Source organism: Bacteroides congonensis (assembly GCF_900130125.1).
Classification (GTDB): domain Bacteria; phylum Bacteroidota; class Bacteroidia; order Bacteroidales; family Bacteroidaceae; genus Bacteroides; species Bacteroides congonensis.
The window spans coordinates 705,280-721,489 of sequence record NZ_FQXY01000010.1; the positions used below are offsets into that span (position 1 = coordinate 705,280).

Below are 16,210 nucleotides of genomic sequence, written 5' to 3' on the forward strand. Positions count from 1 at the left end.
ATTTATTTTTCTAGTAAATCGTATTTCTGTTCAATTCCACGTTCACGCAAATGGATACCTTCCTTCATCCAACGCGGTTCTTTTGTTCCTTTCAGGTAATAGTCGAAGAACTGCATCATCCGGATAGTCCAGTCTTTCTGAGCACCTCTGCCCATTACAAAATGCCCTTCACCTTTGTAATTCAATAACCATGCCGGACGTTGCAGGCGGCGCATAGCTAAATAAAGAGCACGACCTTGTTCATACGCAACAGCCTCATCCTGGTCATTATGCAATATCAATAAAGGTGTATGTATCTTGTCTGCTTCCAGAATTGCAGAACTAGCCAAATACTTATCTTTCGCTTCCCATAAAGTCTTTCCCATCCGGCTCTGTGTCTCTTCGTACATAAAATAGCGCGGCAGCCCACTTCCATTACGAATTCCCAAATAGCCGGTAACCATATCGGTGATAGGAGCCGCAATATTGGCACAGGTGAAAATATCTGTCTTTGTCACCAAATAGGATGTTTGATAACCGGACCAGCTATGTCCCTGCAAACCAATTTTCCCGGGATGCGCTATCCCCAGCTCTATCAAGTACTTTGTTCCGCTAACCACAGCATCATAACAACTCTGGCCGGGAGTCCCAACCGTGAAATGCACGTCCGGCATAAACACAATATAACCATTGCTGGCAAAATATACAGGATCTCCTAACGCACTGCTCAGCAAAGGTGCATGATAGATATTCAGCTCACCGGAATGGGTTTCATAAAACTGTACCAGCACCGGATATTCTTTTTGGGGATCATAATCTTCAGGCAAGTAAAGCAATCCCTTATTTTCCTTATTCTCGTAATTGGTCCACTTCACCAGTTTGACTGTACCCCATTTATAATCCGCCTGTTGAGGGTTGGCATCCGTTACTCTGACCGGATTTGAAAAGTCTGCTTTGCTCCACCACAAATCCCGAAATTCCGATACATTCTGACGATTCCAAACACAATACTTATGATTGTCAGAGAAACGGTGTATGGTATATACATAATTCCCTTCCATCAGCTTCTTCAGACGTCCTTTCATATCAAGCTGATAGACACCCTCATCCATCGTGTCTTTATCCCAAAGGCTGACAATGACAGTCTCGTCTTTCTGAAAAACATCCTTATCTATATTGCTCGTCATTTTACGAATAGATTTGCCATGTTTACGGCCATACCCTTTAGTCAGGCACTCCGGCTGACGTTCTCCCGTCAAATCAACCTTCCACCAGTCATATGCATCGTACAGAAAGACATTATTCCCGTCAGCCGTCCACCCTGCTATTCCATAAGCGGGGGCAGGAGCCGGTTTATCATAACTTTCCACGAACATCGGATAACCGATAGCATCAGATACATTAACGACCTTACCGGTAGCACCATCAAACTTATTCCAGACTTGGGCAATCGGATCATACATTACCGCCCACTTGCCATTCATCGACCATTTCGGAGCAGTACGATAGTTACGTCCGATCAGTAGTTTCGCACCTGTATGCACATTCACCGAATACACATCGAACGGTAAGCGATCCAGCCACTCACGCTGCATCTTATAAGGAGATTCGTCCGTATAAAGCACATAATCCAATTTCTCTGTTCCCGATGGTAAGAGTAAATCTACGGTAGACGGGGCAATTTCAGTAAGCTTCTTAGAAGAAATATCATAAATATACGTCACCGACTTATCCTGCCTATAACGTCCGCCCCTTTGTAAAGTCGGAACTTCCATTTCGTTCCATGTCCACAACTCCAATTCAAAGCTCTTGTCCGGTTTCTTTTCCGGTTCTTCCCTTCTACGTGAAATCTGCTGTGAGTCCCGAAGTTCAAGTATCAGAAAATTATGGCTTTTAGACAAGTCAATGCGTCCGACAGCCATTCCCTCAGGTAAAACAATCTCTTTCCGGTCAAAAAGTAAGTTACAACCCGGTTTCTTTAATGAGAAAGCATACCACAAAGAATCATTTACGCTAAACTCCCCGGTCATCTCTTTTTCATTAAAACTGTAAGAAGAGGGTTCACTCTTTACAGAACTCTGATAAAGAGTCTTATATGGACCGGCTAAAGGACCATAACATAGCTCGTTCCCGCCTGACTTTCTACGAATGAAAAGAATAGAACGTCCTCCGTCATACAATGTATGATAGCCGATACTGTCAATATGAAAAGCAACTTCTGTCTTCAAATGACGTACCACCAGCCTGTTAAAAGCCGGGACATGATTCACCGTATCTTTCGGCACGTTAGTTACAGAGATTGAGTAAGGAGTCCCTTCTACAGGGCGAAAAGCCTCTTTATGTTTCCATTCGGCCTTTACTCCCGAAGGCAATGACAACAAGAACGTCTTCATTACTCCTGCTGAGTCCGCCTGCCGATAAAAAGCTCCCCGATCGTTATTATAAAACTCCAGGCGCTCTATATCACCATTCAGCAATATTTCTTTCCGTGTACGAGAATCGAATAAATGCAGAGGTTTTTCTTCCTTGCTATCCGGATTATATTCCATCAACGATATACGGTAAGTCACCCACCTGCCTGTCGGTGAAATATCCGGCGCATCAATACGTTTCCAAGACGTACACGCTTCTATATCCAACGGCCTCTTCTGAGCCTCAACAGACAAGCTTCCACCCAGCAACAAACCCGCAATAATCCCTATATGTATAAATATCCGATTCATCTTATCTTCTCCTGTCATCTTTAATCATATCCTTGTTCAAATCGACATCAGAATCAGCCGAGTTGTCATGCAACAGCAAGCGGGCAAAATGACGCCACATCTTATGCTCGAAGAAGTCCTCGGACTCACCGAAGAATCCATGTGTACATTTCGGCAATACAAACATCTCGAAATCCTTATCTGCCTTAATCAACGCATCCACTAGACGCAATGTGTTAGCCGGATTCACAGTCTTATCCATCGCACCGGTAAACAGCAGCAAGCCGTGCTTATAATTCTTTGCCAACTCCTGATTCGGACGTACACGGACACTATAATCATACGTCGTGCTTTCTACTCCCAAACTGTCTTTAGTCGTTTTCACCTTCTCATCCACACCGAAATGAATCTCTACAAAACCTTTATTATAAATACGGTTGTCGTGATTACCAGCCGATGAAACGGCAGCCGAATAGAAATCGGGATAAGTGCAAATGGCGGCAGCCGACATAAATCCCCCACCAGAATGTCCGTAAATACCAACTTTGGTAGCATCAATAAACGGATAACGGGCAGCCAGTTGCTCGATAGCATATTTATCATCCGCCAACGGATAATCACGCATATTGTTGTATCCGTAGGTATGATAAGCCTTTCCACGCATCGGAGTGCCGCCTCTGTGCCCTACGGTTATTACAATGAATCCCAGTTGAGCCAGGCGGGTGTTATAAACATCGCTAATCGTAAAACGTGTCGGCACATATTCAAAGAACGGTCCCGGATAAACATTAGAAATGATAGGATAGACCTTTGTCGAGTCAAAATCGGCAGGTTTCCACATCACGCCATACAAGTCGGTCACTCCATCGGCAGCTTTTACCTTAAAACGTTCCGGCGCTTTCCATCCCATCTCATAGACAGGCTGCAAATCGGGCTTTTCCAATGTCATGATCACCTTTCCATTCCGGTTACGAACCACATTCACCGGTTCCTGCGAAACGGTAGAATAAGAATCTACCATATATCGGTAAGACGGAGAGATACTGACATCATGTGACGCATTCTCCGGAGTCAACAAACGAACAGCATTCGGACGATCCAATTGAGCTTCATAAAGAATGTAGTAATAAGGATCAATACCTTTTTCACGACCATAACCATAGAAATACATCTTACGCCCGATAGTATCAATCTTGGTAACCGGACCGGCTACCCACGTCCCATCAGTCAGTTGGTTCTTCAGATTTCCCGTTGCCGTGTCATACAGGTAATAGTGTCCCCAACCGTTACGTTCGGAACGGAACAGAATTTCCTTTCCGTCATTCAAGAAAGAGACATTACGCATCTGATAATCGAGATACGGTTTGTTTTCTTCATGAATCACCACGCGCACTTTTCCGGTTTCTACGTCTACTTCGCAGATATCCGACTGGTTCCATGGGCGGTTATAGCGTTGGAAGTACAAACGTTTCCCGTCTTTCGAAATATATAATACGTCAATATACTGATCAGGCCAACGATTAATATCAATTTTCTTCACTTCACGGGTATCAACATCTCCAATCAATAATTCATATTGGGTGACATGTTTATCGCCCGCTAGTTCGGCTTTATAAGTTTTCAGTGTCGGATATGGAGTAGACAACGAATTGATTAACCATAAATCACGCACTTTCCTGTTATCCTCACGAACTGCATAAAAACGATGGCTACCCGGAATCCAATGAGCGGATTCAGCCCCGAAGCGCCCTTCCATCATGCCCTCGTCTTCACGGTTAAATGTATAATTCGGTTCACCGTCCGTTGTCAGTTGTACAGGAATAGTATCTTGTCCTTTCTTCTGATTCCCGACAAAATACAAATTATCCTTGCTGGCATAAAGAAAGTAAAGACTATCCGGCGAATATTTCATCCAATACGGATCACTATTTCCATAAGATGGTTTCTCATTAAGCTGTTTCAACACTTTCGTATGAATGTTGTATGTATAAAGCCCACGGTCGAAATCAATACGAATTGTTTCGTTATCCTTCATGAAAGTGAAAGACAGATATGGGTCTGCCGAAGAATAGGCTTTCTTGGTATATGCCGCAATTTTACTCAATAATTCAGCCGTATCAAACAGGAGACGTTTTTCCTTTTTCTTCGGATTTACATAATAATACTTCTTTCCTTCACGTGTAGTAAACGAATAATAAAAACAATCCGTATCGTTAATAAACGTCGGCCTGACTTCTGTAGAATATTTTGTTATAGGATTCTGCTCCAACAGACGGAACTTCTCCGCTAACTTATAATTCGCTTTCTGCTGTGCACCGGCAAAGCTGCATATCAACAATGCAACCAACGGACACACATATCTAAAGAGAGAGTTTTTCATAAAATCTTATCTATTGTCTTATTTGTTGCGATTAATGTCTCCCCAATAATCCGCACGAGTATCACCCAGCAAATGTTTAGCGAAGAAACGGTACATTTTCTTTTCAAAATACTTATCAGCAGAACCATATCCATGACCGGCACCCGGAATCACCAGCATATCAAAATCCTTTCCGGCTTCAATCAAAGCCTGAGCCATACGATATGTATGTGCTGGATTCACATTCTTATCCATATCTCCGGTGACAAGCATCAAGTGGCCTTTCAGATTCTTAGCAATCTCTGCATTCGACTTTACACTAAACTTATATTCATACTCTTTTGTCTCGTTGCCCAAACTGTCTTTTACAACTTTCTCCACTTCCTTCACCCCATTGTAGCATTCTCCCCATCCACGATTATAGATGTTGTTATCATGATTTCCGGAACAGGAGACAGCAGCTTTATAAAAGTCCGGATAGGTACAGATGGCTGCAGCAGCCATAAATCCACCACCGGAATGACCGTAGATACCTACCTTGTCAATGTCAATATAAGAATGTTTGCGAGCTAACTGCTCGATAACATATTTATCATCCGCTAATGGATAATCACGCATATTGCCGTAACCAAACCGATGATATGCCTTTCCACGCATAGGGGTATCTCCTCTGTGAGACACAGCAATTACGATAAAACCTAACTGGGCCAAACGGGTACAACATCTATCTTCTAAGGTAAACGAAGTAGGAACCTGCCCAAAGTAAGGTCCCGGATATACCACAGAAATAATCGGATACACCTTAGTCGAATCAAAGTCTGCCGGTTTCCACATTACTCCATGCAAATCAGTTATATTATCAGCAGCCTTCACAACAAAACGTTCCGGTTTTTTCCATCCGGCTTTGCCGGCTAATTCAATATCCGGCTTTGCCAATTCAAGAATCGTTTGTCCCTTATTGTCTTTCAACATGATTCTAGGTTCCATATCCACTCTAGAATAAGTATCAATATAATATCTGTTAGACTTCAGGAAGTTAACCTGATGCTGACCGTCTTCCGTACTTAATGGAGTCACTCCTTCCCTATCAATATGTACTTTGTAGAGCATGTAATAAGATGGGTTAATATCTTTTTCCCTACCATATCCATACAAATATACTGTTCGTTCCAAAGTATCAATAGAAGCTATCTGACCTGCCACCCAGTCACCGGAAGTCATCACATTCTTCAGCTTTCCATTGCCATCATAATGATAGTAATGCCCCCATCCCGTACGTTCCGAACGGAAAAGAATATCTTTACCGTCATTCAAAATAGCAACGCTACGAGCATGAGGATCACGATACGGCTTGTCAACTTCGTGAATGATTTCTTTCACTTCCATAGTAGAGAGATTAACAGAACATAAATCCACTTCATCCCACGTACGCTTCGTCCGTTCGAAGAAGAGATACTTACTATCAGAAGTCACATCTACCACTGACACATACTGATCTTGCCATTTATCGATCTTTGCTTTCTTTACCGTCTTTCCGATTGCATCTATTATAAACAATTCATACTGAGCCACATTTTTATCTCCCGGAAATTCATAATGATAGGTCATCAAGCTAGGGTTCTCACTTAGTGAATTTATAACCCATTGGTTTCTGAGCAAACGACTATCTTTGCGCACTAAATAAAAATGACGTGAATCAGGACACCAACGTATATCAGATTCGACCTCTCTTTCTTCATTTGTCCCCCCATTACGTGCATAAGAATAATGCAATATGCCATCTGTTGACAACTGTACCTCAGTAGTATCCATACCCAATTCTTTATTACCTTTGACATAAAGATTATGTTTTTTTACATAAGCAATATATTTCTTATCCGGTGATAGATTCATCCACGAATACTGACAGGAGAAGGATTTATTCTTTTCTTTTTCCTTTTTTAATACTCGATGTGTCCGACGGTTATATTCATACCCTTTTCCTCTAATAGAAAATGTAAAAGAAGCAAGGTCTTCAGAAAACTTAATATTGCTCAAATCCAACTTATTTCGGTCTACCACTTCTTTAGTAATTTGAGCAATACCAGACGCCAGTTTTCCTTTATCGAATAAAGGTTCTTTCAAACGCCGTGCCGGGTCTACGAAATAATAATCCTTGCCAGCAATAGTACGAAACTCAAACCAGAATTTGTCTGTCCCGTTTATTTCGTTTGGCCAGATGCTTTGACTATTACCTGATAAGCTTCCTCCCAATCCGAAAGCATAAAACTTTTCTACTAGTTCATAGTTTGCCTGTTGTTGTGAAAAGCTTTGTAAACAACTTAACCAGCAAAATAGTATGATGAACAATATATTTCTTTTCATATTTGAATTAACCAAGAGAAACCACATTGATACGAATTGCAGATCAATGTGATTCCTCTTAATTTTAATATTTACAATTAAAGATCATATCGTGTGATTTGTTTTGCATTACCTATTTTATATAATGTATCTACAATCTTTCCGAAATTATTATCTCCTTCTTTGTTAGTCTCTTCATTTGGATATACTTGTTTGACAGTCGGTTTCACAACTTTGCCCGAAGCATCTTTTTTCCCTTCTATTACTTCATAAATCCAGAAGGTACCATCATCCAAAGCTACACCCAACTGTCCATTATAAACCCCATATCCAGCATAAATATAGATATCATTGGATGAAACAGAAACTATATCATTACTGAATTCTTTTAATAAAATAGGAGAAGTCGAAGGCAAAAGAGTAAAACTATTCCAAGTAGCATCTGCATATTGCCAATACCACAATTTGTTTCCTGTAGCGATTATTGCAAATTTCTTATGATTGAATACCGCCATATCTGTATAACTCTGACCACCAAAATTTCCTGCTTTATTTTCATAATAATCCTCGACTGTCGTATTATCACCGTCTATTCTAAAATATCGCAACTCGTATAAGTTAGAATCAGGGGCTTTCATTAATGCGACCCATGCCTGTTTCCAATCGCTCTTGTTAATAGTTGCAGGCAACAACGATACAATACTCTTATCACCCATATTCTGAAATTTCGACGCATTGTCTCCCATTAGCTCAAGAACATTGCCAGTATCACTAATAGAGTTGAGTGTTAAGGCCGGACTTGTTTCATTATAATCAACGGCACCTCCATCTCGAATAATTACTAATGAATTATCTTTCTTTCTACATGCAAGTACCGCATCTTGATAAGTACTTCTAAACTTTTGGGCAGGATACAAAGCACTAAATTCTGTTTTGTTCCATAAAGGAATCGACATATATACTCCTGCATGAAAATCATTGGCGTACGGTTTCATGTGCATATAAATATAGCCATTTTCATCACGAACGAACTTGGCAGAGAACGACATCGAAGCATCCACAGGCTTAAATCCTCCTTCAGGTAAATCGCCACCGAATTCTTCATCCGTATAGACTTCATGCTCTAAAGTATTACCGTTCAATTCTACCCAACGATCCTGCATAACAACAAGTTCATCATATACAGTTTCTAACTGACCAAAAGTACTAGGAAAACCAAGATGTTCCATAATCCCTTTTGGATTTGTTCCCAAATTCTTAACCACATATTTTTCTACTCCACGGAAGACTACAGAATCACGCACTACAGGGTCACCAAAAACATCAACAGTTTCTGTTACACCATATAAAGTTTTCATCTTGATAAATGAAAGAGCAGACTCTCCATTTACCTCTGACAAAATAACCCATCCTCTCTGATAGGGAGAACGAACTGAAATATTAGCAGAAGCAGAGTATTTAACACCAGTCTTGTTATCTTTCACCGAAAAAGTAAGTTCAAACAAACCACCCTTACTCGAATTAAAAATATACTCAGGTGTCTTTACATCCAATAGTTTGCCATCTAGTAACCACTCATAACTAAGATCCATCTCCGCTTTGTCAACAGTAAACTCAAATTTAGGCTTTATCTCTAAATCTTCATTCACACCAACACTATAAACACTCGGCATCATTTGACTCGCATCGCCCTTCAGACCATTTATCTGGCTATAATTATAATCATTTTTATCATCCAGGCAGCTATATATGCTACTTAATAAAAGCAAGGATAAAAAGTATAATGTTATCTTCTTCATAATTTTTCTTTTTTTACTATCCGGCAACCTTCACAACCATTGGAATCTTTTTGTCATCATCTTCATATACAGTCTCACCACGTTCTTCATAATCTTTGAGTGTATTTTTCAAACGTAATGAGTATTTACGTAATACAGTTATATCTTTGCCATCAAAGACAACTCCATCCTTTTTCAGTTCATCTAAAAACATCAAATATTTCTTTTCCGAATAAATTCCAAGATACCACTCTTCAACATTATTATAGGGTTTATCCACATCACCATCATTCCTCGTCCACCATTCAGGTGCAAACAACAAATTCGATACAGAAATAATAGCGCGTGTATAAGCGGAAATACCTTGGCTTACCTCACCATTCTCATCAACCTTCAAAGTTAATAACTGAGCCTCTTCATCCAGCTTATTATAATACTTTAAAGTGACTGGTATCTCACCTGTAAGTACTCCGGCTTTAACAACACATCTTTGCGGCAGTTCATATTGAGAAGCTGGCAAAGTAGTTCGAGAAGGGTCAACACTTATCGTAAACTCCAAATCTTTATCCTGTACTTTTCCTGAAACAGTTACTCCCAAATAGATTGTAGCATCTTCACCCTCATTGTAAAACTTAAAACTTACACCCGTAGTATCTGTCATCATATTCTTTTCAAATGAAATATATGATACATTATTCGCATTTACCAATAATCCTTTTTCTTCACAGGAAGCTAAAAAGGATGAAACTAATAAAATTCCAATTATATATAAAGTTAGTCCTTTCATATTCTCTACCTTAATTAAATATTACTTTCTGAATCTGGCAACGGTAATACAAGATGTTCCTCATCAGGCTTATATATTACATAATCATCATAAAATACACCTTTCAGTTCTTTTTTCAGACGTTTATACATGAAGAAAGTTTGTCCTTCACCAAAAAACTCACGACGAGCATCATTCACAATAGCATCAATCATCGTAGGCTGATCAACAACAGCATCAAGATTTGGATAATATATACCTCTACCTTTTTTTACTGAAGTCAGATATGACTTAGCTAAGCCAAGATCTTTCCCGCATATTGCTTCTGCTGCAATATAATACATTTCAGACATACGGATCATTGGAATCATTACGCTATTCACTTTACCATATTTAGTGCCTTCATCCTGCCTGCGATACTTCAAAGAACGATAGTAATAATATGAACTTTTTGGCCCCAATTGATATTTGAGACGCCAATCACTACTCTGCTCACTACCAAAGAACTCATCTACAATCTTAGTTCCTATCGCTAAATAACTCTCACTAGAAGGACTAGAAGCATTATCAGTAGAGTGATTTATTTCTTGATCCCAATCGGTAAGATCTGTAGAATACAACGCAAAAATAATATCATCATACATTTTCACATTACCACTTTCTATATAAGAGTAACTCGTTAATGCCTTAAAATAGCCCTTATTTGCTACTATATCAATCAAAACTTTCGCCGCATTATAAGCATCGTCCAATCGACCGGCATATAAATAAACCCGAGCCAGTGTCGCTGTTACTGCATAATAATTTAACCGAAAACCTCTGTAGTACAAGAAACGATATTCACCGGAAGGACTCTTATCAAATCGTTCTTCCGTTTCGAAGTTATAGTTTTTGTCTACCTCCCACAACATCTTTTGAGCTTTTTCCAAATCGGCAATTATTTGCTGCAAACAATAATCTACTGTTTGTCTATCCGACAGATAAGAAGGATACTTATCCACGTAAGGAATAAAAGTACGCTCACCCGGATTCATTGCCGGAGAGGGTGCATACATACGTAACAAATCAAAATGCATATACCCACGTAAAGCGATTGCTTCACCTAGAATCATATTCTTCTCCTGCGTCCTGTTAAAGAACAGCATCGTATCTTCCTCCGCCACTTGCTGAACTAAGTTATTGCAATTAGCAATGATATTCCATGCGGCTGCCCACATAGCATCTGTAGTTGGAACTAACTCTGAATTTTTATATGCAAAATCAGCAATCTTTTTCATAGCTTTTCCACCACCGTTATCTGTGGATTTCTTCAAGTCATATACCTGTCCCCAAGCATCAACTAACCCCCAACTTAAATTACTTCCGTATAGATCAAATGTTGCCATTTTACGGTAAATGCCATTTAGAGCAGTGCGATACCCATTTCCTGTCTCAAAAAGATATTCTTCTTTTATTTCATCTGCAGGTCTCACATCAAGCCAGTCATTACAAGAAACGAGAGACATGCCTGCCATACATAGTGTGAATAATATAATATATATTTTTTTCATATTTCCTTCTTTTTAGAACTGTGCTTTTAATGAGAATTCCACTTTCCATGATTTTGGATAGCTTAAACCGCGTTCTTGCTTGATTGAAGACCAATTTATCAGATCACTGGTAGAGGCTTCCAAACGAAGCATATTCATACGAAAATGTTTTTTTATCCATTCACGATTGAAATCATAACTAAGATTTAATGCGTTCATTCGAATCAACGCTTTGTCTTGCACAAAACGTGAAGTAGGCAAAGTTGTCAATGTACGGCTCTTAATATCTTTAAATTGAGCTACATCTCCCGGTTTCTTCCACCTATCTGTCAACACACGTAAATCAACATTCTTATTAACCACATCTGCATTTTCTACGTTATTAACCAAAGTCTGGTTATATTCCTGACCACCCCATTCATATAAAAAAGAAGCAAACAAACTCCAATTTTTATAAGCTAAATTTAAGCCGAACGCTCCACTACAAGTTGGCTCCGTATTACCGACTACAACTTCCTGAGTCGCATCCCATTTATCAGAGATAGAGCCATCCCGATTAAGAAATATTTCTTTTCCCGTAGTCGGATCGATACCTAATGAACGCACTGCCCAGATTGAAGTCAAAGAAGCTCCTTCTTCATATTGAGGGAGAGGTACAGAGTAGCTCGCATCTCCCAAAGATTTGTTATTCACCTCCTGATAAAGAGCCTCTTTCTTATAAAATGCTATTATTCGCTCATTATAAGCCTTTTGTGAATCAGAAATCTTCAAAATTTCATTGGCATTGTGCGACATATTTCCCCATAGCGAAACAATCCAGTTTCTATCACGATAAATATCACCACGCAACTTCAATTCTATCCCCTTATTGACCACCTCTCCCATATTATCTTTAAAAGTTGAGAAACCGGAAGTCTGAGAAAGAGTGGCATCATTCACCAAATCAATTGTTTTGTTAAAGTAATATTCAAAATCAATTGTCAAACGGTTATTGAATGTTTTGGTCTCCAGACCGATATTAAATTTATCCGTTTTCTCCCAAGTCAAGTCTTTATTTCCTAATGCTTTTAATACTGCTCCGTAACCTGTTATATACCATTCGTCAAATAAAGACTCATACATTGTTGTAGCAGCATATGCAGGGAAGTTGACTTTACCTGTTCGCCCATAGGAAGCACGGATTTTCAGCTTATTAATAAACGCATTCTCCTTAAGAAAGTCATATTGATGGACATTAATACCTAAACCACCAGAAAAGAAAGGCGCCCATTTCTGATTTGCCCCAAATTCTGAAGAACCATCAAAACGAACAGAAGCATCCACCAAATAGATATCATCCCAAGTATAATTGGCAGAAGCAAGCACACTGACCATACGAGTGGTATTCTCGGAACGAGTTGGTTTCTTATAGATTTCCGCCGCATAGTTTAACGAATGGAACTCTCCTGATGGGAAACCACGATAATGAGCATTAGTACTTTCAGTCATTCCGGAAGAAGCCTCCCAACCTCCTGAAACATTCAAATTATGTTTCTTATTAAAGCTACGAGTATAATAAAGAAATGCATTTACATTCCAATTCAGACTCTCACCTTGTGTCGTATAAAGGTCACCAGACAAATTTTTATCATTCGTACCATATACACTGGACTTTATTGAAAGTGGATCGATAAACCTTTCAGATTTAGAATACTTTTTAGTAAGACTTAATTGGCCTTTTACAGTCCAATAATCATCCAAATACCAATTAAAGTTCAAATTATCAATTATTTCATCGTAAGAATTCCAATTATAGTTACTCAAAGTAGCCTCATATAACGGGTTGTTTGCAATTTTCCCGCCTACATTAGAAAAACTAAGCTGCTGCTTCAACTCTCCATTATCTTCATAAGGGGTATCATAAGGTTGCAAACTAGTATAGTCACTAAACGAGCCATAAGGAGATTCGGTTGCCTTAGTATGTCCAAAAGACACATAATTCTTAACTTGCAGTTTTTTAATACGATAATCTAATGAAAAGCCCGCAGTATAACGATCACGTTTCGTTCCTTTCATTACACCATTTCCTGGACTAAATGATCCATCTACACCATAGCGTAAATTAGGTGTACCTCCTTCTAAATAAATGCTATGCTTCTGATTAAAAGAATTCTGAAGCGGAAGACTCATCCAATCTGTATCAACACCTTTTTGAATTAAAGCATATCTCTTATAATAATTATTCAATCCCTGTGCGGTTGTTGAATTATTATTTTGTCCTTTATCATATAGCCCGGCCAAACGTTCTATCTCCAATTTTTCTGATGCATTTGCCAAATTATAGTCTCTCAAGTCAGGCATTTCCAACGTTCCGGTAAAATTATACGAAACACGAATCTCCCCTGCTTTCGGAGCAACCGTATTAATAACTACCACACCATTAGCAGCACGTGAACCATACATAGCAGTAGCAGCAGCATCTTTCAAAACCGTCAAGCTCTCAATACGGGTAGGATCCAAGTCATATACCTTCTCAATACTTACCTCAAAACCATCCATGATGAAGGTTGGTAAGTTAGGATTATTCTCCAAATTTGATTTTGAAAGTTGATCTTTATCAAGTTCTTTAACACCAAAACCAGAACGTCCACGGATATACATTTCAGGTAAAGCATTCGGGTCAGAACCAAATTGCACATTATCCACCAGACGGAAAGAGGGATCGAATGACTGAATTGCTCCGATCACATTTGTTTGCGACACCTTACGCAGATCATCACCCGAAATCTGAGTCGAACTACCTGTAAAGCTAGATTTACGTACATTGCTATATCCGGTCACAACCACATCTTCCAATGTTTTGACATCGTCTACCAATGTAATTTCAACCGTTTTCCGGCGGGTAGCATCTACTTGAACAGTCTGCTTCTTCATACCAATAAAAGAAACTTCCAACGCCACTTTATCACTTTTCACGTCCAAAGTGAATTCACCTTCAATATTGGTAGAAGTACCTGTACGTGTACCTTTAACAATAATACTGGCTCCGGGAATCGGCTCTCCATGTGAATCTGTCACCATACCACGAACACGGTTTTCACGCTTTTGTTTGCGGATGACAACGATACCGTCTTTCATCACATAGTCAAAGCCTTGAGGATTCAATACCAACTTAAGAGCCGCGTCCCATCTCTCATTTTTCACATTAATCGACACCGGGGGAACGCCCTTGAACATTTGTGAATTATACAACATATTCACGCCTGTCTGTTTCTTCACTGCATCCAGGACAGTCTCGATAGAGACATTGTGCAGTTTCAAAGTCACCGTCTTGTCTTGTGACGGTAATGCCCATGCACTAAACGTGCAGCACATTGCCACTAGAAAACATAGCAGCCATCGTTTTTCTCTCATAAATTAATAATTAAACTTTTGTGTACCTAATATTCTAATTATTCTAATATTCTATCCTTTTATTCCTGTTCATCCGCTTTGTCATATATCAATATACTCCGCCCACTGATTTTGTAAGTCAGGTCGCCCGTCAGTTCCAGTGCATCCAGGAAGGAGTTTATTGTTCCGTGACGCTTCAGGCTGCCACTATAGGTAATGTCGCGCAGGTTCGGGGTTTCGTAATAAACCTGTATGTCATACCAGCGTTCGAATGTCTTCATAATATCGCCCAGGGGACGGTCATTAAAGATGTACATACCATCTACCCAACCAACATATTCTTCCAAATCCACCTCGCGTTTCGTTGAACTATTGGCAAATACAATAGCCTGTTCACCCGGGGAAAGAGTAATCGTTTCCGCATTTAATGTGGAGAATTTCACTTTCCCATGTACCAGAGTCGTATAGCAGACAGGGGCATCGGCATAAGCATTCACATTAAATTCAGTACCAAGTACGGTTATTTCTCCAAGATGAGTTTGTACCACAAACGGATGTTCCTCATCCGCCACAACATCAAAATAGGCTTCGCCTTCCAAACGTACAATTCTGCGTTTACCGCCAAAACGTACCGGATAAGTCAGTTTGGAGCCGGCATTCAAATGCACTGTCGTTCCATCGGCAAGGATTACGGTGTTTTCACCCCCACGCGGTATAACCAGTTCATTTGATTTGGCAGGTTGTTCTTCGACGCTTTTCTCCTCATGTTGTGTTGTGACGGTAGGCTGATAAGACAGCACTCCTTTCTTATATTTTACTTGAACACCGTCCACGATTACGCTTACTTCTTTTTTATGCACATCAATCACGCTGCCATCGGGCAAAGTCAGTTGTGCCTGCTGGGTTCCCGGCTGAATCAGGGCCTTCCCCTCTTTTTCCGGTGAGATATAGTTCGACATATAGAAAGAAAGGGCAACGACTAAAGTAACGACAGCCGCAGCAGCGTACCACCAAACACGGAGAGAACGGCGCTTCTGCGCTTCGGGTTCCATTCGTCCGATATTCTGAAGAAAAGACTGATAAGCCTTCTTTGACGAATATTTTTGATATTCTCCAAAGGCGACTTTCAAAGTCTCCCCGTTCTGTAATTGTTCATATACATTTTGTAAGTCCGGACATTCCGCCAGCCGTTTTTCAAGGTCTTGTTGCTCCACTTCATCAGCTTCTCCCAAAAGAACCTTTCTCATTAAAGCGGCATCTTGATATACATTTTCGAACTTCTTCATCTTATTGCGATTTTTTTAATTAAACAATTGTTTAATTCATCTTTATTATAGATATACACAACTCATAGAAAGGGGTGACAAAAAGATGATATTTTT

The 16,210-nt window shown here is 39.7% G+C and carries 8 protein-coding genes; all 8 read right to left on the reverse strand.

Annotated elements, in window-relative coordinates; genetic code table 11:
• Window positions 1–2 precede the first annotated feature (2 nt).
• The 8 genes from BQ7997_RS14150 to BQ7997_RS14185 all read right to left on the reverse strand — a co-directional run bounded on the left by BQ7997_RS14150 (window position 3) and on the right by BQ7997_RS14185 (window position 16,114).
• Entirely contained in the window at window positions 3–2,720 is a 2,718-nt protein-coding gene (locus tag BQ7997_RS14150; RefSeq protein WP_073346966.1) for a S9 family peptidase, read from the reverse strand.
• The gene (locus BQ7997_RS14155; protein ID WP_073346967.1) at window positions 2,704–5,061 is read right to left on the reverse strand and encodes a S9 family peptidase; all 2,358 of its coding nucleotides are present in this window, start codon (window positions 5,059–5,061) and stop codon (window positions 2,704–2,706) included. The genes BQ7997_RS14150 and BQ7997_RS14155 overlap by 17 nt, the downstream gene beginning before the upstream one ends.
• Window positions 5,062–5,079: 18 nt before the next feature.
• On the reverse strand, window positions 5,080–7,404 hold the full coding sequence (locus BQ7997_RS14160; protein WP_073347435.1) for a S9 family peptidase: 2,325 nt from the start codon (window positions 7,402–7,404) through the stop codon (window positions 5,080–5,082).
• A gap of 77 nt (window positions 7,405–7,481) precedes the next feature.
• Window positions 7,482–9,182, reverse strand: a complete 1,701-nt coding sequence (locus BQ7997_RS14165; protein WP_073346968.1) for a PKD-like family lipoprotein — start codon at window positions 9,180–9,182, stop codon at window positions 7,482–7,484.
• A gap of 16 nt (window positions 9,183–9,198) precedes the next feature.
• Window positions 9,199–9,948 carry a DUF4843 domain-containing protein gene (locus tag BQ7997_RS14170; RefSeq protein ID WP_073346969.1) on the reverse strand — a complete coding sequence of 250 codons (750 nt, stop codon included), beginning with the start codon at window positions 9,946–9,948 and terminating at the stop codon, window positions 9,199–9,201.
• A gap of 14 nt (window positions 9,949–9,962) precedes the next feature.
• The gene (locus BQ7997_RS14175) at window positions 9,963–11,477 is read right to left on the reverse strand and encodes a RagB/SusD family nutrient uptake outer membrane protein (RefSeq protein WP_073346970.1); all 1,515 of its coding nucleotides are present in this window, start codon (window positions 11,475–11,477) and stop codon (window positions 9,963–9,965) included.
• Between the two features lie 12 nt (window positions 11,478–11,489).
• Window positions 11,490–14,849, reverse strand: a complete 3,360-nt coding sequence (locus BQ7997_RS14180; RefSeq protein WP_073346971.1) for a SusC/RagA family TonB-linked outer membrane protein — start codon at window positions 14,847–14,849, stop codon at window positions 11,490–11,492.
• Window positions 14,850–14,908: 59 nt separating this feature from the next.
• Window positions 14,909–16,114: a FecR family protein gene (locus BQ7997_RS14185; protein ID WP_073346972.1), complete on the reverse strand. Its 1,206-nt coding sequence runs from the start codon at window positions 16,112–16,114 to the stop codon at window positions 14,909–14,911.
• Between the last annotated feature and the right edge of the window lie 96 nt (window positions 16,115–16,210).

Bases quoted from the DNA above. Each gene is read 5' to 3' on its own strand.
- BQ7997_RS14150 (WP_073346966.1), bottom strand. From the start codon at position 2,720: ATGACAGGAGAAGATAAGATGAATCGGATATTTATACATATAGGGATT.
- BQ7997_RS14155 (WP_073346967.1), bottom strand. From the start codon at position 5,061: ATGAAAAACTCTCTCTTTAGATATGTGTGTCCGTTGGTTGCATTGTTG.
- BQ7997_RS14160 (WP_073347435.1), bottom strand. From the start codon at position 7,404: ATGAAAAGAAATATATTGTTCATCATACTATTTTGCTGGTTAAGTTGT.
- BQ7997_RS14165 (WP_073346968.1), bottom strand. From the start codon at position 9,182: ATGAAGAAGATAACATTATACTTTTTATCCTTGCTTTTATTAAGTAGC.
- BQ7997_RS14170 (WP_073346969.1), bottom strand. From the start codon at position 9,948: ATGAAAGGACTAACTTTATATATAATTGGAATTTTATTAGTTTCATCC.
- BQ7997_RS14175 (WP_073346970.1), bottom strand. From the start codon at position 11,477: ATGAAAAAAATATATATTATATTATTCACACTATGTATGGCAGGCATG.
- BQ7997_RS14180 (WP_073346971.1), bottom strand. From the start codon at position 14,849: ATGAGAGAAAAACGATGGCTGCTATGTTTTCTAGTGGCAATGTGCTGC.
- BQ7997_RS14185 (WP_073346972.1), bottom strand. From the start codon at position 16,114: ATGAAGAAGTTCGAAAATGTATATCAAGATGCCGCTTTAATGAGAAAG.